The sequence below is a fragment of the Enhydrobacter sp. genome, assembly GCA_025808875.1.
Lineage (GTDB): Bacteria > Pseudomonadota > Alphaproteobacteria > Reyranellales > Reyranellaceae > Reyranella.
Genome location: CP075528.1, coordinates 1404235 through 1423133, shown reverse-complemented (window position 1 = coordinate 1423133; position 18899 = coordinate 1404235). Strand labels below are relative to the sequence as shown.

The following is an 18899-nucleotide window of genomic DNA, read 5'->3' as shown; positions in this document are numbered from 1 at the left end:
CCGGGGCGGGGCCGCGCTGCCCTCCGCCGGCGTACGGCCTCAGGCGGCGAGCTTGTACAGCTCGGCGACGTTGTCGTGCAGGATGCGCTTTCTTTGCGCGTCGGTGAGGTGAGCCGTCTGCTCGCGGATCACGTCCTGACTCCACGGCCAGGTCGAATCGGAGTGCGGGAAGTCCGAGGCCCACATGAGCTGCCGGTCCCCCAGGCGGTCGGCGAACAGGAAAGCCGTCCAGTCGTCCTGGAAAGTGAGGGATATGTTCTCGCGGAAATACTCCGACGGCAGGCGCTGCAGTTCCTTGCCTTTCATCCAGTAGCGATGGCGCTTGTAGGCATGATCCATGCGGTACATGAAGTGCGGCGCCCAGCCCGCGTCGGCCTCGACGCAGACGATGCGTAGCTCGGGGTGCCGCTCGAACACGCCGGAATAGACCAGCATGCCCATGATGTCCTGGCAGCCGCGGATGATCGACAGGAAGCCGTTGATCTTCGGCCCGCGCGGCTTTGCCAGCGTGTTGTCGCCCGACGTCGTGAGGATGTGGAACGACAACGGCATCTCGAGCGCGATCGCCGCTTCCCAGAACGGATCGTAGATCGGGTCGTCGTAGTCCTTCTCGCCTGGATTGCCGGGCATCATCACGCCCTTGAAGCCCATCGCCTTGATGCGCTCGAGGTCGGCGATGCCCTCTTTGACCGAGCGCATCGCCGTCTGGCCGAGCCCGATCAGCCGGTCCGGCGCATGACTGCAATACTCCTGAAGCCAGCGATTGTAGGCGTCGAAGCAGGCCTTCTTGTAGTCGTAGTCGGGATGGTTGCAGATCAGCATGCCGACCGTCGGATAGATCAGCTCGGCGCCGACGCCGTCGCGGTCCTGGTCGGCCAGCCGCACCTTCGGATCCCAGCCGCCGCGATGCAGGTCCTCCCACTTGGCGCCGCCGATGCGGATATCCTTGGGGTCGATCCCTGCGGCGGCGATGAGGCCGAGCGGGATCGGAGTCTTCATTCCATCGACCACGAAGGTGTCGCCGACACCGTCGAGGGTGGTGAGATGGGGCGCTCGGTCACGCCATGCCGGATCGATGTTGTCGCGATAGCAATTGGGCGGCTCGGTGATGTGAGAATCGGCGGAGATCGGGCGCCAGTCCATGCGGTTTCCTCCCGGCGGCAGGTTCGTGCCGCCGCCTTGCTTGAAGTGAATGGTAGGCTCCGGCCGCGCGCCATCGCAAGCGGACAAGACCGGCCGTTTCGGGGGGCGGCAGCGGTTGAACACCCGGGAACCCTGTGGCATACCCGCGCCGCGTCCGACGGCGCTGCCGTAGCTCAGTGGTAGAGCACTCCCTTGGTAAGGGAGAGGTCGACAGTTCAATCCTGTCCGGCAGCACCATCCACCCATCACACGCGATCCATGTCGTACTTGTGGCGCCACGCTCCATTCCGGCATAGTCGGACCGGCCGATCCGCCCCGCGACATGCCAATTCATCTCACTATCTCGCATCCCACGCGCCTCGTCGTCGCCATCGCCAAGGAAACGCTGACGCTGAAGGATATCGAGCTCTATCTCGACGAGGTCGTGGTCAAGGAGGCGATGGGCTATCGCAAGATCTTCGACCTCAGTCATGCCGAGGTGGCGCTCGGCGACAACGACATCATGCAGCTCGGCGCGCGCATCAGCGCCTATGCCGTGACCGCAAGGATGGGGCCGCTGGCGATCGTGGCCGCGACACCCGAGGCCGTGGCGAGGGCACGCCTCTTCACCACGCTCGCCTCGGCCGAGCGTCCGATCAAGATATTCGGCGAACTGCACGAGGCGCGCCGGTGGCTCGACAGCGTGCCCGGCGGCTGATGGCCGGCCGCGTCGCGTCGGCAGGATGGGGGGAACGATGAGGCTGCTGATCGACAATGCGAGAGTCTGGGACGGCAGCGGAGCCGCGCCGTTTGCCGGCAAGGTTCTGGTCGATGGCGAGCGCATTGCCGCCGTGGCTCCGCACGCCGAGCCGGTCGCTGCCGACGGTGTCGAACGCATCGATGCCGGCGGCAGGTTCCTGATGCCCGGCATGGTCGAGGGACACTCGCATCTTTCGTTCGTCGACGTGGCGCGGGGTACCGCCCTCGGCGAGATCGCGCCGGAGGATCATGCGCTGCTCGCCATGGACGCCGCGCGCAAGCTGCTGGCGGCGGGCTTCACCAGCGCCTGCTCGGCGGCGGCCGCCAAGGTACGGATCGACGTGGCGATCCGCGACGCCATCGACTCGGGCATGATCGACGGCCCGCGCCTGCTGGCGGCCAGCCCCGAACTGACCGTAACGGGCGGTCTGGGCGACGGCCGTCGCCATCATCTTCACCAGCAAAGCTTCGGCATCGGGGTCGATGGCGCCGACGAGGTGCGCCGCATGGCGAGGCTCTGCCTGCGCGAGGGCGTCGACATCGTGAAGATCAACATCTCGGGCGATCCCGGCACCGAGTCGGCGCCGTCGGAAGCTGCGGTCATGACCGATGCCGAGGTGCAGGCGGCCGTCGAACCGGCACACGCCATCGGCCGGCGCGTGGCGGCGCACGCGCGCGCCTCCGATTCGGTGAAGCTCGCGCTGCGCCACGGCGTCGACATCATCTATCACTGCGACTTTGCCGACGAGGAAGCGCTCGATCTCCTCGAGGCGGCCAAGGACCGCATCTTCACCGGCCCGGCCTTCGGCCTGATCGTCAGCCGAATGGCCAGCCTGCGCGGCGACAACAGCCCGCAGGGCCGGCTCTATCTCGAGCGACTGAAGCCGCTCTACGAAGCGAGCTGCCGGACCCACGCCGAGATGCGCCGCCGCGGCATCCCGATCCTGGTCGGCGGCGACTATGGCTTCGCGGTGAATCCGCAGGGCACCAACGCGCGCGACCTCGAGCACTTCGTCACCCATTTCGGATTCACGCCGAGTGAAGCACTGCAGGCGGCGACGCGCATCGGCGGTCGTGTCATGCGGCGCGGCCACGAGCTCGGCCTCGTAAAGCCCGGCTATCTCGCCGACCTGTTGCTGGTCGACGGCGATCCCCTCGCCGACGTGCGCGTCCTGCAGGACAACAGGCGTTTCGCCTTCGTGATGAAGGGCGGCACGCGCTATCGGCCGTGCGAAGGAACGCCGCATCTGACACGCGTCATGTGAATGTTGCGTCCTGCGAGGGCCGGTCGCAGGATGGATGGCGGGATGGGGAGACGGCACATGCGCACGCACGGCATCGCGGACCCACACTGGTGATGATATGGAGACGCGTCCCAGCCTCATCATGATCCAGTTCCTGCAGTGGATCGCCGACCGCCCTCGCACGCGCGAGGACGTCATGGAGGCATGGAAGAGTTCCTGCCCGCGGTTTCCGGTGTGGGAAGACGCCCGGGCCGAGGATCTCGTGCGCCAATGTCGGGGCGCGCGCGGCGAACACCGGGTGGAACTCACCGCGCGCGGACGGGCCGCGCTCCGATGCGCGGCGGCTGCCGAACCCTAGTGTCTCTGCCCGCCATGCGGCGAGCGACGCGACAGTCGATCGCGCGGCGGGCTATAATCGCGCCATGACTCTGCAGCGCGCGGCCCTGTGGGCCATCGTGATCGCCGCCACGATGTACCTGCTGGTCGCCGGTCGCGGCCTGCTGCTGCCGTTGGTCCTCGGCCTGACGCTTTGGTACATGATCGATGCGCTCGCAGACGCCATCGAGAAGCCGCGTCTCGGCCGCCTCAGGGTCCCGCGGCCGCTGGCGCTGCTCGGCGCCTTTTGCATCATGGGCGGGCTGGTCTGGATTCTCGGCCAGACCATCGGCAGCAACGTCACCGCGGTCGCGGCGGCGGCGCCGATATACGAAATCCGACTGCAGAACCTGATCAACCAAGGGGCTGGCCTGATTGGTTTCGGCCAGGCGCCGACCATCACCGAACTGTTCGCCCACCTCAGCCTCGCCGACACGCTGGGCGGCATCGCCGCCGCGACCGCCAACGTCGTCAGCGTGGCCGGCATCGTGCTCATCTACGCCGGCTTCCTTTTCGTCGAGCAGGTCCATTTCAGCCGCAAACTGTCGATGATCTTCGCCAGCGACGCGCGCGAAGCGCGCGTCCGCTCGGTGCTCGACCAGATCGACCGCGACATCCGCATCTACGTGCGCATCAAGACCACCCTCGCCGTCCTCACCTCGGCGATGGCCTATCTGGTCATGGCCTGGGTCGGCGTCGACTTCGCCGGCTTCTGGGCGGTCATGGTGTTCTTCTTCTACTACATCCCCACCATCGGCTCGATCCTGGCGATCGTCGCCCCGGCGCTCCTCACCCTGGTCCAGTTCGACAATCTCACGCCATTCCTGATCGTCCTGTTCGTCATCGGCACCATCCAGATCGTGATGGCCAACGTCATCGAGCCCGCGATCATGGGCCGGTCGCTCAACCTGTCTCCGCTGGTGGTGATCGTCTCCCTGATGGTGTGGGGATCGATCTGGGGCGTGGTCGGCATGTTCCTGTGCGTGCCGATCATGGTCGTCCTGCTGATCGTGCTGGCCCATTTCGAGACCACCCGGCCGGTGGCGATCCTGTTGTCGGCCCAGGGAGACGTACCCGAGGGCTGAGCGTCAGGGCTCGGCCAATGGATCGGCGGTGAGGACCATGGTCCGCGCATCGCCCTGCCCTTCGATGGCGATGCGCAGGAACGGCAGCGCGGAGGGCACAGTGCCGCTGAACTCGCGCTCGATCTCGTCGAACAGTTGCAGATAAAGCTTCCACTCCTGTGCCTGCCCCTCGATCGGCACGCGCACCGCCTCGCGCCAGTCGAGCCCCCGGATGCCGCTGCGCACCGGCCGCACCTCGTCGCGCTCGCGGACCAGAGTCACCTCGAAGCGGCCGATGGTGGCAGCGCGGGCCGTTTTCGTCACAGGCTTCGCCGTCACGACGACGCAGATCTGATGGGCCGGCTCGTCGGCGGCGAACTCGGCCGTGCCCGAATTGAGCGTCGTATCGGGAATGTCGTCGGCCCATCCCAGCCGCTCGACGACGAGCAGACGCCGGCGCTCCTTGTCGAACGCCCATCCCTCGGGCGGATCGAAGCAGCGCCGGACCGTCCGCGCCTCGCCGGCACCGCCGCGGGCGAGGATTTCCGGGGAAACCAGCACTTTCGACTCGGTGACGGCCTCGGTCACCTTCTGGTCGAGGGCGAACGAACCCGGGCGATCCGGCAGCACGACGAACAGCAGTTCGAAGGACGCGAGCTGCGCGCCGCCGCGCACGAAGAGCGACCCGGTGGCGAAGTTGGCCCGCGTGGCGTCCGAGGCGAAGGCGTGGCGGGGCACGGAGAAGCGCAACCTCTCCGGCGCCACCTCGGCTTCGCCACGCCACTTGCCGATCGCGAGCACGGGAAGCTGGGTCGCGCCGGGCGCGAGATGCAGGCCGACGATCTCGACCTCGATCGGCGGATCGTCCTCCCGCACGGTCGCGAACGGCGGCACATAGCGCGGCACCGTGTGACCGAAAGCGGTCTCGGCGCGGTCGCCGCCCGGTGCCAGACGCACCGCGCCGGCCGACGGCGCCGCGGCCGACGTCGACGGCTGCAGCGGCAGCTCCGCGGCGGCACGGCGCGGGCTGACGAAGCGCGGCGTGTATTGCAGCACCAGCGGCATGGCGTCCGCACCGGCCAGGCGCTCCAGCGCGGCCGCCGCTCGTTCCGCCGCAACCCGCACCGCCGCGGTCATGCCGGCCTCCGGCCGGGCGAGGGCGTCCCTCAACGCCACGTTCAGGTCATCGAGTTCGGCAAAGGCGTCGCGGCGCATCGGCACCAGTTGCGCGAAAGCGCGCTCCCGGTCGGGCTCGCCGCGCGCGGCCAGGGCGTCGCCGAGGAGGCCGGCGATCCGGAACGCCGGCAACAGGCGGATCCGCGCCTCGCCGGCGGCCCGCGCCTGCAGGCTGGCGCGCTCGGTGCGCAAGGCGGCGAGCTTCTCGCCCACCGTCGGTCCGTCGATCGGCCGGGCGCCGTCCCATGGCCCGAAGATCGCGAGCGCCGCGACGGCGAGCGCGAGCACGACCGCGCCCGACACGATCCAAAGCCTTGCGCCGAAAATCATGGCGCTCCCTGGCACGACCGCGCCGACGGCTCGACGGCTAGTACGAGAACAGGACCGGCAGCGGCGAACTGAGGATGAGATGGCGGGTCATGCCGCCGAAGATCATCTGCCGCAGGCGACTCTGGGTGTAGGCGCCCTTCACGATCAGGTCGCAGCCACCGGCGACGGCGGTGTCGACGATGGTCTGACCCGCGGTGCGGCTGCCCGGCTTGACGTGCTGGCTGGTGACGTTGAGGCCGTGGCTGCGCAACGACTCGGCGATCTCCGCCGAAGTCGGGCCCGGCACCATGGCGCCGTCGACGCTGAGCACGTCGATCGACTCGGCTCCGCCCAGCACCGGCATGGCGAGCGAGATGGCGCGCGCGCTTTCCGTCGAACCGTTCCAGGCGAACAAAATGCGCCTGCCGACCATGCCGTTGAAACCCGTCGGCACGACGAGGACGGGTCTTCCGGAATCGAACAGCGCCGTCTCGAATACGCTCTCCGGCATCTTGGGCAGCGGGCCCGGTTGCGGCATCACGATCAGGTCGAAAGCGCGGCCGATCGTCCCGATCGCCGTCGGCCCGCTGTCGTCGGCCGTCCGCCATTCCGCCTTGATGCCGGCGGCACGCGTTTCGAACGCCTCCTTCACCGCGGCAATGCGCTGGCGTTCCTCGGCGTCCTCGGCCAGTCCGCCGCCGATCGGCGCGCCCATGCCCGCATCCGCCCACGCCATGCTCATCACGCCGTAGGACGGCGGCTCGAGACCGACCAGCCGCGCCCCGAAGGTACGCGCCAACTTGGCCGCCAGATCGAAGGCGGCGGGGTCTTCCGCCGTCCACGCCATTGTCAGAATCGATTTCATGCCAAGCGCCCCTGTTTTTCGCAGGATACCACGGCTGGGCGACGCACCGGAGCAGGATGCGTTTGATACAATACACGTATTGAATCTGTCCTGTATCCCAATAGCTTAAGGACCGTATTTCACTCATTGGGTGAGATATGGGGGCGTATTGCGGCCCAGCGCACGCTCCGACCGTTCCGACGGGCCCCAGACCCGGCGGACGCTTCGGTGCAGGCGTGTCGTCAGTTCATTTTTCTTGGAGATACACATGCTGTCCATCTTCCGCCGTCTGATGAAGAACGAGAAGGGTGCCACCGCGATCGAGTACACGCTGATCGCCTCGCTGATCGCCGTCGCCGCGATCACCGCGATGGGCACCGTCGGCAACAAGGTCGACGACGTGCTGAGCAACGTCGCCAACGCGATGACCTGATCGGCGTCTGCGGCGGGTCGGACAATCCGCCGACACCGATCGAAAGATAAAGGGGCGGTCCGGACACGGGCCGCCCTTTTCGATTCAAGCCCTCCCCGCTGCGGCGACAAACTTTACCATTGTTACAGCCCCAACCGCCCCGCCCGAGGTTAGTGTGAGCGAACCACGCGGAGCGCCAACGATGCTGCTGACCCTGCGCAAGCTGCTGGCCGACTGCAAGGCGGCCACGGCGATCGAGTACACGCTGATCGTCTTCCTGATCGCTTCGGCGGCGATCGGCGGCATGTCGCTGGTCGGGCAGAACGTGCTGAACATGCTCGGGCCGGCCGCCAACGCGATGACGTGATGACCGACCTTTTCATCCTCGCGCGCCAGCTTCTCGCCGACCGGCGCGGCGGCGCCTTCGGCTACAGTTCGCTGATGCTGCTGGGGGCGATCGCCGCCGTGGCGTTGATCGCCCAGGTCGCCGATCCGCCGAACTGACTCAGGCGATCTGCGCCGCTCTCGGAACGATCCAGGCGAAGCGGTCGGATAGAGCGGCCAGGGTAATGCGATTGATCGACTCCGCGCCGATCGTCCCGTCGCCGGTGGCGTCCGGCAGGTCGCGGGTCGCCACCGTGTCGGCGGCGACGGTGCTCATGAAGCCGTGGTCGGTCGCCGCACGCACCGTGGCCGACACGCACATATGCGTCATGAAGCCGCCGACGATCAGGTTCTTGCGACCCGTCGCTCCGAGATGCCCGGCAAGATCGGTTCCGGCAAAGGCGTTGGGCAGCCCCTTGTCGACGATCACTTCTCCGGCGCGCGGCGCCAGCGCGGCGACGATCTCGTAGCCGCTCGACGAGGGGTTGAAGGCCTTGCCCTTGGACTGATGGCGCACATGGACGACCGGGGCACCGGCCTTGCGCGCCTTGTCGAGCAGGCCGGCCAGCGCATCGACCGCGGCGCCGACGCCGGCGAGCGGCAGCAACCCGTCGGTATATTCGCGTTGCGCATCGATGATCAGAAGAACGCCGTCCGCCATTGTCGCCGGAGAGGGGGTTGCCCCGGCCATCTGCAGCATGGTCATCGCCATGTGGTTTTCCTCAACTCACTACGGTTGTGCAAGCATCCGGCGCATCAACGCTCAACCGCCGCCCATTTGCAAGAACTACCACATGTCGAAAAGTGCAACTCATCGTTATCATGAATGTGATGCCTGACGCCGACGTCAGTGCGGATGGAAGGCTTCGTGGAATGAAAACGATTGTCGTTGGTGGCGGCGTGATGGGTCTCTGCACGACCTGGGCACTCGCGCGATCGGGACACACGGTCGAATTGTTCGAGCAGGGTGCGCTGCCCAATCCGCTCGCTTCGTCGATGGACGAGCATCGGCTGATCCGGCATCCCTACGGCGATCACGCGGGATATGCGCGCATGATCGACAAGGCCTTCGATGCGTGGGAGCTGCTGTGGGGCGACATCGGCCAGCGCCTCTACGCCCGCACGGGGACGCTGGCGCTGACCGGCAACGGCGCCGACTGGGCCGAGCGTTCCGCCCGCGTCATGGCCGCCATCGGCCGGCCGATGGCGGAACTCGCCCTGACGGAGCTGCCCCGGCGTTTCCCGGCGCTGGATGCGCAGGGCGTCGAGCGGGCCTTCTGGCTCGACACCGGCGGCGTGTTGTTCGCGCAGGACATCGTCGCCGCACTCGTCGCGCATCTCGGCCGGCAGGCCAATGTTCGCTTCCATACCGAGACGCCGATCCGCTCCGTCGACCTCGAGAACGGGCGCGTCGTCACCTCGGCCGGTGCCGTCCACGGCGCGGACACGATCGTGGTCGCGGCCGGCGCCTGGGTCGGCCGGCTGCTGCCCGACTGGTCGAAGGATCTCGTGCCGTCGCGCCAGGTGGTGATCTACTTCCGTCTGCCCGACGCCGATCGCGCCGCCTGGTCGACCGGCCCGATGGTGATCGACAAGACCGGCGAGGTCGGCCTCTATCTGGTGCCGCCCATGGACGGTCGCGGCATGAAGGTGGGCGACCACGAATTCAGCCGGTCGGGCGATCCGTCGGCGCCGCGCGAGGCACGCCCGGAGGAGATGCGCCCCCTGCTCAACCGCTGCCGGACGCTGATCCGCGGCTTCGAGCGCTGGCAGGTCGACCGGCTCAAGGTCTGTTTCTACACCGTCACCGAGGACGAGCGCTTCGTCGTGCGCAAGCTCGGGCGCAAAGGCTGGCTGATGTCGCCCTGCTCCGGCCACGGCTTCAAGTTCGGCGCCGTGATGGGGCTCGAACTCGGCCGCACCATCGCCGAGGACGGCGACCCCGAGCGGCATGCCCGCTGGGCCGCCGGCCTGGAAGGCGCTACACCTAACCCATGACGACCAAGAAGAAGAAGGCCACCGGCCTGCGCCAGGGCCTGGCCACCTACGGCGACGCCGGATTTTCGCTGTTCCTGCGCAAGGCCTTCATCAAGGCCGGCGGCTATTCCGACGACGCGCTCGACCGGCCGATCGTCGGCATCACCAACACCTTCTCCGACTACAACCCCTGCCATGGCAACGTGCCCGATCTGATCGAGGCGGTGAAGCGTGGCGTGATGCTGGCCGGCGCGCTGCCGATGGTCTTTCCGACCGTGTCGATCCACGAGAGCTTCTCCCACCCGACCAGCATGTTCCTGCGCAACCTCATGTCGATCGACACCGAGGAGATGATCCGCGCCCAGCCGATGGACTCGGTCGTGCTGATCGGCGGCTGCGACAAGACCCTGCCCGCCCAGCTCATGGCCGCGGCGAGCGCCGACCGCCCGGCCGTCGTGCTGCCGGTCGGGCCGATGCTGGTCGGCCACTTCAAGGGCGAAGTGCTCGGCGCTTGCACCGACTGCCGCCGGCTGTGGGGCCAGTATCGCGCCGGCACCTTCTCGGAGGCCGACATCGAGCGGGTGAGTGAGCGGCTGGCGCCGACCAAGGGCACCTGTATGGTGATGGGCACGGCGAGCACCATGGGCTGCATCGTCGAGACGCTGGGCATGGGCCTGCCGGGCTCGGGCTCGATCCCCGCCACGCATTCCGACCGGCTGAGGGTCGCCGAGGCGAGTGGTCGGCTCGCCGCCGAGATGGCGAGGAAGCAGGGCCCGCGTCCCAGCGAGATCATGACCAGGGCGGCCTTCCGCAACGCTCTCACCGTGCTGCAGGCGATCGGCGGCTCGACCAACGCGCTGGTCCATCTCACCGCCGTGGCGCGGCGTCTCGGCATCGAGATCGAGCTCGAGGAGTTCGACGCCATCGGTCGCAAGGTGCCGGTGCTGGTCGATCTCAAGCCGTCGGGCGACCACTACATGGAGCACTTCCACTGGGCCGGCGGCAATTCGCGGCTGATGCGCGAGATCGCCCGGCACCTCGATCTCAGGGCGAAGACCGTCGAGGGCCGCACGCTCCGGCAGGTGGTCGATGCCGCCGAGATCGTCCCCGGCCAGACCGTGATCCGCACGCCCAGGGACCCGATCAAGCCGACCGGCGGCATGGCCGTGCTGCGCGGCAACCTCGCGCCGCGCGGCGCCGTCATCAAGCACGCCGCCGCCTCGCCCGCTCTGATGACCCACACCGGTCGCGCCGTGGTGTTCGATTCGCTCGAGGATCTCGCCGCGCGCGGCGACGACCCCAGGCTCGACGTCAAGGCCGACGACATCCTCGTGCTGCGCAATGCCGGGCCGAAGGGCGCGCCGGGCATGCCCGAGGCCGGCTCGTTCCCCATCCCGATGAAGCTCGCGCGGGCCGGCGTGAAGGACATGATCCGCATCTCCGACGCGCGCATGAGCGGCACCGCCTTCGGCACCATTGTCCTGCACGTGGCGCCCGAGGCCGCGGTCGGCGGGCCGCTCGCGCTCGTCAGGACGGGCGACCGCATCGCGCTCGACGTGCCCAAGCGCAGGCTCGAACTGCTGGTCGACGCCAGGGAGCTCGCGAAGCGCCGCAAGGCGTGGAAGCCGCCCGCCCCCCATCCCGGCAGTGGGCGCGGCTACTCGGGCCTCTTCCAGCGCGAGGTGCTGCAGGCCGACGAGGGCGTCGATTTCGATTTTCTCGGACCGGCGAAGGGATGACCAGACTCTCATTTCCCTCCCCATTCCCATGGGGAGGTGTCGCGGTCACGCCGCGACGGAGGGGTCGTGCGTCACCCCGACAACGGATCATGACCCCTCCGTCGGCATATGACGCCGCTACCTCCCCGGCAGAGCTGGGGAGGAAGGCCTGCATATGAGCGAGGGCAAGCTCCCGAGGATTTCGGTCGTCGTCACCTGCTACAACTGCCGTGACTATGTCGCCGACGCGATCCGCTCGGTGGCGCGGCAGTCCCTGCGCGACTTCGAATGCGTGGTCGTCGACGACGCCTCGACCGACGATTCAGCCGCCGTTGTCCAGCGTGCGCTCGACGAACTGGCGGACGCGCGCTTCAGGCTGATCCGGCTCGACAGGAATGTCGGCCAGACCGGCGCGACCCGGCGCGGGCTGGCGGCGACGCAGGCGCCGTTCGTCTGCTTTCTCGATTCCGACGATCTCTGGCGCGAGGACTTCCTCGAGCGCCACCTCGCCGCGCATCTCAACGAGACTTATGCGGTCGGCTTCACCGCCTGCAATGCGCGCCTGATCGACGGACAGGGCGCGTTGATCGCCGGCGGCGTGTACTGGTTCGGCCGTGACCGCGGCTGGGCCGACCGCGACCGCGCCTTCCAGCCGGTCGATCCGGCACGCGTTCCGGCCATCGACACGGCGAACGGCACGGCGGCGTGGCGCACGCAGACGCCGTACCGGCTCTACACCAGGCGTGTCGTGCACTGGGTCTGGGTCTCGACCTCGTCCATGATGTTCCGGCGCTCGCTGATCGACCTCGTCTTTCCGGCCGATGACGAGACCTTCCGCCTGCACATGGATTTCTACGTCGTGGTCATGGCCCAGATGGTGGCGGGCTCGCTGCTGATCGACGAGCCGCTCTACTCATACCGTCTGCATGGCCGCAACGGCGCCGCCGACAATCCGGTACTGGGAGGACGACTTCACCTGTCGGCCCGCAACTGGGGCGACACGCACGCCCGCATGCTCGATCGCATGCTGGCGGCCATGGTCGACCAGCGCGACCGCTTCGTGGCGGCGCTCGGCGAGCGCCAATACAGGCGCATGGTGCTGCGCATGCGTGCATCGCGAATGCATAAACTGGGTGCGTGGTTCATGATTCTGCGCAGCTGGCTGGTATAGGCACGCCCTCTGCGTCATTGTCGGCAATCCTGCTTTGCTTGTATTATCAGGTTGTTGGGGAGCAAAGCGTATTGGCACAGGTGAAGCACCTATGGCGCCTCCTCGCCATTCTCGGGGGCTTGCTCGGCGTTGGGCTCGCGCATGTCGCGCACGCCCAGGCACCGGCTGATCCGAAGGAACTCGAGAGCCAGTACGACGCGGCCTTCGAGGAGATGCTGCGTCGGCCAGCCGACCTCGACGTGCTGTTCAAGTTCGCCACGCTCGCCACCCAGACCGGCGATCTCGAAGGCGCGATCTCGGCGCTCGAGCGCATGCTGCTGATCAATCCCGAGCTGCCGCGCGTGCGACTCGAACTCGGCGTTCTTTACTACCGGCTCGGCTCGTACGAAGTCGCGCGCACCTATCTCGAGAGGGCGCTGGCGTCGCCCAACCTGCCGGCCGAGGTGCGCAGCCGTGCGCAGACCTTCATGGCCGAGGTCGAGAGCCGGCAGAAGCGCTCGACCCTCTCCGGCGAGGTGTTCCTCGGCTGGCGCTATCAGAGCAACGCCAATCTCGGCCCGACCACGTCGAGCGTGCGGCTGTTCGGCCAGACCGCGAACCTCAACCAGTCGTCGGTCGGCGCGCCCGACTGGGGCATCGTGAGCTCCGTGCAGATCCGCCATCGCTACGATTTCGGCCGACAGGACCGCTCGGCGCTGGAAAGCCAGCTCACCGCCTACGCCAACCGCCAGTTCACCCTCACCCAGGCCAACGTCGCCCTGCTCGACTTCACGAGCGGTCCACGTTTCCAGGTCTTCGACGGCATCTTCGAGGACGTGACCTTGAAGCCGTTCGGCACCGCCGGTCACATCTGGGTGAATGACACGCCCTACTACGGCAGCTACGGCGCCGGCCTCGAGGCCGCCGTTTTGCTGCTCGACCAGCTGCGCAACACCTCGACCTTCGTCTTCCGCCGCCACGACCACACCGACACCTGGTACCTGACCACCAACAGCCAGTTCCGCGGCATGGAGTATGCCGGCTCGACCACCTTCCAGTATTTGCTGACGCCGCTGGTCTCGCTGTTCGCGACCGGCAACGTCACACGCTATCAGACCGACCAGGTTCTGTCGCAGAACTACGAGCTGTGGGGCGCCGGCGGCGGCGTGTCGTTCCGTTTCGACGACCCCCTGTTCAAGACGGCGCTGCCCTGGACCATCACCCTGTCCTACGGCTACCAGTGGTGGCGCTACGACGCGCCCGACATCACGGTGGACCCCAATACGCAGCGCCGGCAGCTCGATTCGGTGCTCAATCTCGTGTTCTCGGTGCCGCTCGACGAGCGCACCACCTTCACCCTGTCCGGTGGCCGCTTTGTGCGAACCGCCACATTGCCCAACTACGCGTTCGACAATAATAACGTGATGTTCGGTGTCGGCTGGCGTTTCTGATGCCCGTCCGAAGGAGGCTTGGTCGGTGATCACGCTCGGCGTTGCCCGTTCCGTCGCGGCCACAGGTACGCCATATTTTGCAGGGACCATGAACCTTATCCAGACGCCGACCGTGCCGGCAGGCACGTTCTCGGCGACGCGGTAGAAGGCAGCGCGGGGTGCGCTGAGGGGGCCAAATGGCACGAGGTATCGCACGTTCGTCGTCGCTGTCCCGGGCAGTCCTGCTTGGCACGACCGCTCTCGTTCTTCTGAGTGCGGCGCCTGTCGCGGCCCGCGTCGGCGTTACCTCGGCCACGGATGGCGATCCGCTGGGCAAGCCGCCGCAGGAGAACGAGCGCGTGCTGCGCATCGGCCTCGACGTGCAGGCCAACGAGATCATCACCACCCAGGCCAACGACCGCGCTCATCTCGTCTTCCTCGACGGCACCTCGCTGACGGTCGGCCCCAACGCCCAGTTGACCATCGACCGCTTCGTCTACGATCCGGCGACCAAGACCGGCGATCTCGCCGTCACGGCCGGCAAGGGCGTGTTCCGGCTGGTCGGCGGGAGAATCAGCAAGAAGAACCCGATCACCATCAACACGCCGTCCAGCACGATCGGCATCCGCGGCGGCATCACGATCCTGAACGTCACGACGACCCAGACCACCTCGACCTTCGTGTTCGGCAACGCGATGACCGTCACCAGCCAGACCCAGACCGTGACCACGACGCGCCCGGGCAGCCAGGTGACGACGAACCTCGGCACGCCTCCAGGAGCGCCGACGCTGGTGAGCCAGGGCGCCCTCAGCAACCAGATCTCGCAGCTCGAGGGCACCGGCGGCGGATCGGGCGGCGGCGGATCGGGCCAGGGGTCGGGCGGTCCGGGCGGCGCCGGCGGCAACGCCGACGCGGGCGCCCAGAACTTCGGGCAGCAGAACTCCGGGCAGGGCCCACAAGGCGGCCAACCGCCCGGCGGAGGTCCCGGGCCGATTTCGGGCGGGCCGCCCAATCCGCTGGGCAACGACAATCCTTTGACCAACTCGAACGTGTCGGGCCAGCAGCAGCAGGCTGCCAATACGACGACGACGACGACCACGACCACCACCACCAAGGTCATCGTCACGCGCGGCACGGCCGGCCGGCTCCTCGGCCATCCGCTCTACACCACCTTCAACAACACCACGTTGGCGATTTCGCCGGTGCCGAATGACCAGAACCGGCCTCTGGCGCCGACGGGTCAACAGACCTCGGAGAGCACCACGACGACCACGACGGTCACGACCGCCGGCACCCCCACCACGACCAGCACCAGTACGCCACCCATCCAGACGATCGACATCGCCGTGCCGGGCCCCAACGGCGGCACCATCACCCTGCCATGGCAGCAGAACACGCTCGCCAACGGCTTCAATGTCGGGACGATGCAGATACTGGGCCAGACCCTGACCAATGGCAGGGGTTTCGTCGACGCCAACGGCACCTTCTTCGCCTACATCTTCGATCTTGGCACCGAGCAGGTCGGCCTGTTCGGCGGCACGCCGACGGCGGTGAACACTTTCCCGACCTCCGGCATCGGCGCCTATTCGCTGACCGACCTCGGCAACCCCATGCGACTGCCGTTCGCTCGCGAGACGGTGGGAGAGAATCCGGCCCTGCTGAGCGCCGCGTCGGTGTCGCCGCTGCTCGCCGCCTTTTCGCCGGGCATCAGTGCCACCCTGGGGCAGGCGGTACCCGACACGCGATCGACGGCGCTACAGGCCACCATCGCCATCAGCGGCACCGGCGCCACGCAACAGTCGTACATGGGTGTCTTCACCGGCATCTTCTTCCGCGACGTCACCAACAACGGCGGCCCGGTGATCGACAACGGCATCTCGCTCTCCGGCGCTTACAATGCGAGTTACCGTACGGATTCGTCGGGCCAGATCGGCCGCATGACGTCGGCCATCTCCACGGCCGACACCGGCAACGGCAACGCCATGTATGGCGAGGGCGGCACGTCCCTCGTTCTGACGCCGGACCGGGTACAGACCACCTTCACGCCCGACCTCATCAACCCGACGGGCGTGCAAACGGTCCGTACGCCGCAGGCCTCCTTCGACCAGCCCTACAACAATCTCAATGGCCAGGACTACTACTCCGTCACCTCGGCCCAGAAGACGTCGCCCGGTCCGATCGGGCAGACCCGCACGACCCAGACGCTGGACGGCGGCTTCGTCGGCGGCCTCGTCGAGCAGCGCAGCAGCGGCGGCACCTTCTCGACCCGCGCCATCGCCACCGAAAGCCCCACCGACTTCTCGCTGGGCACCGACGCCTCGACCAATCGCGCCGCGGCGACCTTCACCGTCGCCACCTGGGACACGGGCGTTTCCGCCGAGTTCAAGTTGGGCGCGCTGACCGGCAGCAGCTCGGGCACGAGTGCCTTCATCGACGACAACGTCTATGGCGTGCGCGACCGGCCTGCCGGGACGCTCAGCAACACGACCACGGTCGGCGGCTCGGCGACCGGCGTGACGTCGCGCACCTCGATGGTCAGCTACGGTGCCGCCCCGGTCGACATGTTCTTTGCCGAACAGGGCGTGCAGCGCTGCACCTGCGAGTTCCTGACCTGGGGCTGGTGGGGCGGCGACATCCGCTACGACAGCGGTGCCGCCTACAATGTCGGCGGCCGCGACCGCGTGCACCTCGCCACCTACGTCGCCGGCACGCTGTCGAACTTCGCCAGCCTGCCCAACACCGGCACGGCCACCTTTACCGGCCACGCCGTCGGCAACGTGAACAACAACGGCGTCCAGTACACCGCCGCCGGCATCTACAATGGCGGCTGGAACTGGGGATCACAGACCGGCACCGTCCAGATCCAGAACTTCGACGGTCACACCTACAACGGCACGGCGGCGCTGGTCGGCAGCACCGTGCAGTTCGCCAGCGGCAACCTGTCGAACGGCGCCGGGCGCACCGGCTCGCTCAACGGCGCGTTCTTCCAGGCCCCCGGCAATCCCGTCGCCGGCCAGGCCGGCAGCTTCCAGGTCTCGGGCAGCGGTTACCAGGCCGCCGGCACCTTCGCGGGCCAGAAGCAGCCGTAAGTCAGCCGGTCCGCCCGGCGATGAAATCGGCGATTGCCGCGATGTCGTCGCGGCGGAACCAGGGGAGCCTGTCGTCGGACGGCCGTTCGTCGGCGGCGATGGCGACGACGTTTGGATCGGCGGCGGCGAGCGATGGTGCGTCGGCCGTTCCGCGCACCTCGATCTTCGCATGCCGCTCGCGCTTGAACCCCTCGATCAGCACGAAGTCGGCCGGCGCCAGCCGGGCCAGCACCTCTTCGAGCGTCGGCTCCGTCTGCTCGCGCAGGATGGCGTAGCGCCGCCCGCCGACCAGCGCGACCTCGCTCGCGCCCGCCGCGCGATGGCGCCATGAATCGCGGCCCGGCCGGTCGATGTCGACGTCGTGATGGGCGTGCTTGATCGTCGCCACCCGCCAGCCGCGACGCACGAACTCGCCGACCAGCCGCTCGACCAGGGTGGTCTTGCCGGCGTTCTTCCAGCCGGCGACGCCGAAGACGACGGGCCTCACGCGACGATCCGCTCGGGATGGGCGTAGACCGTGAGCCGGCCCTCGCGCACGAAGGCGACCAGCGCGATGCCCGCCTGCTCGGCGGTCTCGATGGCGAGCGACGTCGGGGCAGAAACGGCGGCGATGGCCGAGGCGCCGATGGCAGCCGCCTTCTGTACCATCTCGTAGGAACATCGGCTGGTGACGACGACGAAGCCGTCGCCGGCGAGGGTGCCGCGCGTCAGCGCGCCGGCCAGCTTGTCGATCGCGTTGTGGCGGCCGACATCCTCGCGCACCGCCAGCAGACGGCCGTCGGCATCGGCCCAGCCGGCGGCATGGGTGGCGCCGTTGACGCCGTTGAGGCGCTGTTCGGCTGGCAGCGCCGCCATCGCCCGTTCGACGGCGCGCCGCGACACCGTGGACGTGCCGGTCTCGACGGCCACCGGCCGCAGCGCCGCCTCGAGGCTCTCGACGCCGCACAGGCCGCAGCCGGTGCGGCCGGCGAGGTTGCGGCGGCGCTCCTGCAGCGCCGCCATGCGCTGGCCGGCGATGCGCAGCCGGACCTCGATGCCGCGGCCCGCGGGCTCGATCTCGACGTCGAAGATCTCGGACGCCGCCTCGACGATGCGCTCGGTCAGCGAGAAGCCGCGCGCGAGATCCTCGAGGTCGCAGGGCGTCGCCATCATCACCGCGTGGCTGACGCCGTTGTAGACCAGCGCGACCGCCGTTTCCTCGGCGACGATCTCGTCGGACGCGACGGCGCCCGCCTCCGTCATCCGGTGCGCGCGGCGCTGGACCGATCCGCTCTCGGGCCCGCTCCCGCCCACGCGCGCGGCGCCCGCCTACTTGGCGGCCTTCAGCGTCACCTCGGCGACGCCGGCGGCGACGTTCAGGCCGACGCTGCCCTCGACGCTGACCGGCTGCAGGCTGATCTGCTTGCTGCTGCCGCCGATCAGCACGTTGGCGCCGAGGCCGAGGCCCGCCGCGACGGCCGCCGTGGCGCCGACATAGTCGCCGGCCAGCGCGCCGGCCGCGATGCTGCCTGGCGCGAACACCAGCCACACGACGTGCGCTTCCTTGGTGAAGCCGATGTCGACGCCGAAGCGCTTGATGGTGCCGGTGTAGCGTTCGGCGACGCCGTCGGTCCGCGCCAGCAGGCAGTCGAGATCCTTCGACGAGCCGAAGACGAAACCCATGCCGCCGGCGACCCGGCAGGTGAGCGAGCCGACATTGACGCCCGACTTGCCGGCCGCCTGCGAGGTGCCCGGCGCGGCGGGCTGGGCCAGGGTGGCGACGCCGGAAACCATGCCGACCGACAACGCGGCGACCGCTGCCGCCAGAACCGAACGCTTCATGCTGATGCTCCCTTCGGCCCGTGCG

The 18899-nt window shown here is 68.2% G+C and carries 19 protein-coding genes and 1 tRNA gene; 13 read left to right on the top strand and 7 right to left on the bottom strand.

Annotation, left to right across the window (positions count from 1 at the left end):
* Positions 1 to 39: 39 nt before the first annotated feature.
* Positions 40 to 1143, bottom strand: a complete 1104-nt coding sequence (locus tag KIT25_07200) for an amidohydrolase family protein (protein UYN96709.1) — start codon at positions 1141 to 1143, stop codon at positions 40 to 42.
* 162 nt (positions 1144 to 1305) lie between these two features.
* Here KIT25_07200 and KIT25_07195 point away from each other — a divergent pair.
* The 5 genes from KIT25_07195 to KIT25_07175 all read left to right on the top strand — a co-directional run bounded on the left by KIT25_07195 (position 1306) and on the right by KIT25_07175 (position 4585).
* Positions 1306 to 1380: transfer RNA gene (locus tag KIT25_07195), tRNA-Thr, on the top strand.
* 85 nt (positions 1381 to 1465) lie between these two features.
* Entirely contained in the window at positions 1466 to 1840 is a 375-nt protein-coding gene (locus KIT25_07190) for a hypothetical protein (GenBank protein ID UYN96708.1), read from the top strand.
* A 37-nt stretch (positions 1841 to 1877) separates the two neighbouring features.
* Positions 1878 to 3146, top strand: coding sequence for an amidohydrolase family protein (locus KIT25_07185; GenBank protein ID UYN96707.1), 1269 nt, complete (start codon positions 1878 to 1880; stop codon positions 3144 to 3146).
* 121 nt (positions 3147 to 3267) lie between these two features.
* Positions 3268 to 3483 (top strand): hypothetical protein, encoded by a 216-nt coding sequence (locus tag KIT25_07180; GenBank protein ID UYN96706.1) that lies wholly within the window; start codon positions 3268 to 3270, stop codon positions 3481 to 3483.
* Between the two features lie 64 nt (positions 3484 to 3547).
* Positions 3548 to 4585, top strand: coding sequence for an AI-2E family transporter (locus KIT25_07175; GenBank protein ID UYN96705.1), 1038 nt, complete (start codon positions 3548 to 3550; stop codon positions 4583 to 4585).
* A 3-nt stretch (positions 4586 to 4588) separates the two neighbouring features.
* On the opposite strand, the gene KIT25_07170 is transcribed toward KIT25_07175, so the two are convergent.
* Positions 4589 to 6070, bottom strand: a complete 1482-nt coding sequence (locus tag KIT25_07170; GenBank protein ID UYN96704.1) for a hypothetical protein — start codon at positions 6068 to 6070, stop codon at positions 4589 to 4591.
* Positions 6071 to 6107: 37 nt separating this feature from the next.
* Positions 6108 to 6914, bottom strand: coding sequence for a universal stress protein (locus KIT25_07165; protein UYN96703.1), 807 nt, complete (start codon positions 6912 to 6914; stop codon positions 6108 to 6110).
* Positions 6915 to 7161: 247 nt separating this feature from the next.
* On the opposite strand from KIT25_07165, the gene KIT25_07160 reads away from it, so the two are divergent.
* The 3 genes from KIT25_07160 (at position 7162) to KIT25_07150 (ending at position 7809) form a co-directional block, all read left to right on the top strand.
* Positions 7162 to 7326: a Flp family type IVb pilin gene (locus tag KIT25_07160; protein ID UYN96702.1), complete on the top strand. Its 165-nt coding sequence runs from the start codon at positions 7162 to 7164 to the stop codon at positions 7324 to 7326.
* A 181-nt stretch (positions 7327 to 7507) separates the two neighbouring features.
* Positions 7508 to 7672 (top strand): Flp family type IVb pilin, encoded by a 165-nt coding sequence (locus KIT25_07155; protein UYN96701.1) that lies wholly within the window; start codon positions 7508 to 7510, stop codon positions 7670 to 7672.
* Complete coding sequence (locus KIT25_07150; GenBank protein ID UYN96700.1) at positions 7672 to 7809, top strand: hypothetical protein; 138 nt, start codon at positions 7672 to 7674, stop codon at positions 7807 to 7809. Before KIT25_07155 ends, KIT25_07150 begins: the two co-directional genes overlap by 1 nt.
* Position 7810: 1 nt before the next feature.
* On the opposite strand, the gene KIT25_07145 is transcribed toward KIT25_07150, so the two are convergent.
* Complete coding sequence (locus KIT25_07145) at positions 7811 to 8401, bottom strand: cysteine hydrolase (protein UYN96699.1); 591 nt, start codon at positions 8399 to 8401, stop codon at positions 7811 to 7813.
* Between the two features lie 161 nt (positions 8402 to 8562).
* Between KIT25_07145 and KIT25_07140 the strand changes: the two genes are divergently transcribed.
* The 5 genes from KIT25_07140 to KIT25_07120 all read left to right on the top strand — a co-directional run bounded on the left by KIT25_07140 (position 8563) and on the right by KIT25_07120 (position 17053).
* Positions 8563 to 9687 carry an FAD-dependent oxidoreductase gene (locus tag KIT25_07140; GenBank protein ID UYN96698.1) on the top strand — a complete coding sequence of 375 codons (1125 nt, stop codon included), beginning with the start codon at positions 8563 to 8565 and terminating at the stop codon, positions 9685 to 9687.
* A complete protein-coding gene (locus KIT25_07135) occupies positions 9684 to 11405 on the top strand; it encodes a dihydroxy-acid dehydratase (GenBank protein UYN96697.1) in 1722 nt (573 codons plus the stop codon). The genes KIT25_07140 and KIT25_07135 overlap by 4 nt, the downstream gene beginning before the upstream one ends.
* A gap of 154 nt (positions 11406 to 11559) precedes the next feature.
* The gene (locus tag KIT25_07130; protein UYN96696.1) at positions 11560 to 12555 is read left to right on the top strand and encodes a glycosyltransferase; all 996 of its coding nucleotides are present in this window, start codon (positions 11560 to 11562) and stop codon (positions 12553 to 12555) included.
* A 71-nt stretch (positions 12556 to 12626) separates the two neighbouring features.
* Positions 12627 to 13985, top strand: a complete 1359-nt coding sequence (locus KIT25_07125; protein UYN96695.1) for a tetratricopeptide repeat protein — start codon at positions 12627 to 12629, stop codon at positions 13983 to 13985.
* Positions 13986 to 14161: 176 nt separating this feature from the next.
* On the top strand, positions 14162 to 17053 hold the full coding sequence (locus tag KIT25_07120) for a FecR domain-containing protein (GenBank protein ID UYN96694.1): 2892 nt from the start codon (positions 14162 to 14164) through the stop codon (positions 17051 to 17053).
* A 1-nt stretch (position 17054) separates the two neighbouring features.
* Here KIT25_07120 and mobB read toward each other — a convergent pair whose 3' ends face one another.
* From mobB to KIT25_07105, 3 genes are all read right to left on the bottom strand, one after another.
* Positions 17055 to 17540, bottom strand: coding sequence for a molybdopterin-guanine dinucleotide biosynthesis protein B (gene mobB / locus KIT25_07115; protein ID UYN96693.1), 486 nt, complete (start codon positions 17538 to 17540; stop codon positions 17055 to 17057).
* Positions 17537 to 18295, bottom strand: coding sequence for a formate dehydrogenase accessory sulfurtransferase FdhD (fdhD, locus tag KIT25_07110; protein UYN96692.1), 759 nt, complete (start codon positions 18293 to 18295; stop codon positions 17537 to 17539). The genes mobB and fdhD overlap by 4 nt, the downstream gene beginning before the upstream one ends.
* Before the next feature lie 66 nt (positions 18296 to 18361).
* Complete coding sequence (locus KIT25_07105; protein UYN96691.1) at positions 18362 to 18874, bottom strand: DUF992 domain-containing protein; 513 nt, start codon at positions 18872 to 18874, stop codon at positions 18362 to 18364.
* Between the last annotated feature and the right edge of the window lie 25 nt (positions 18875 to 18899).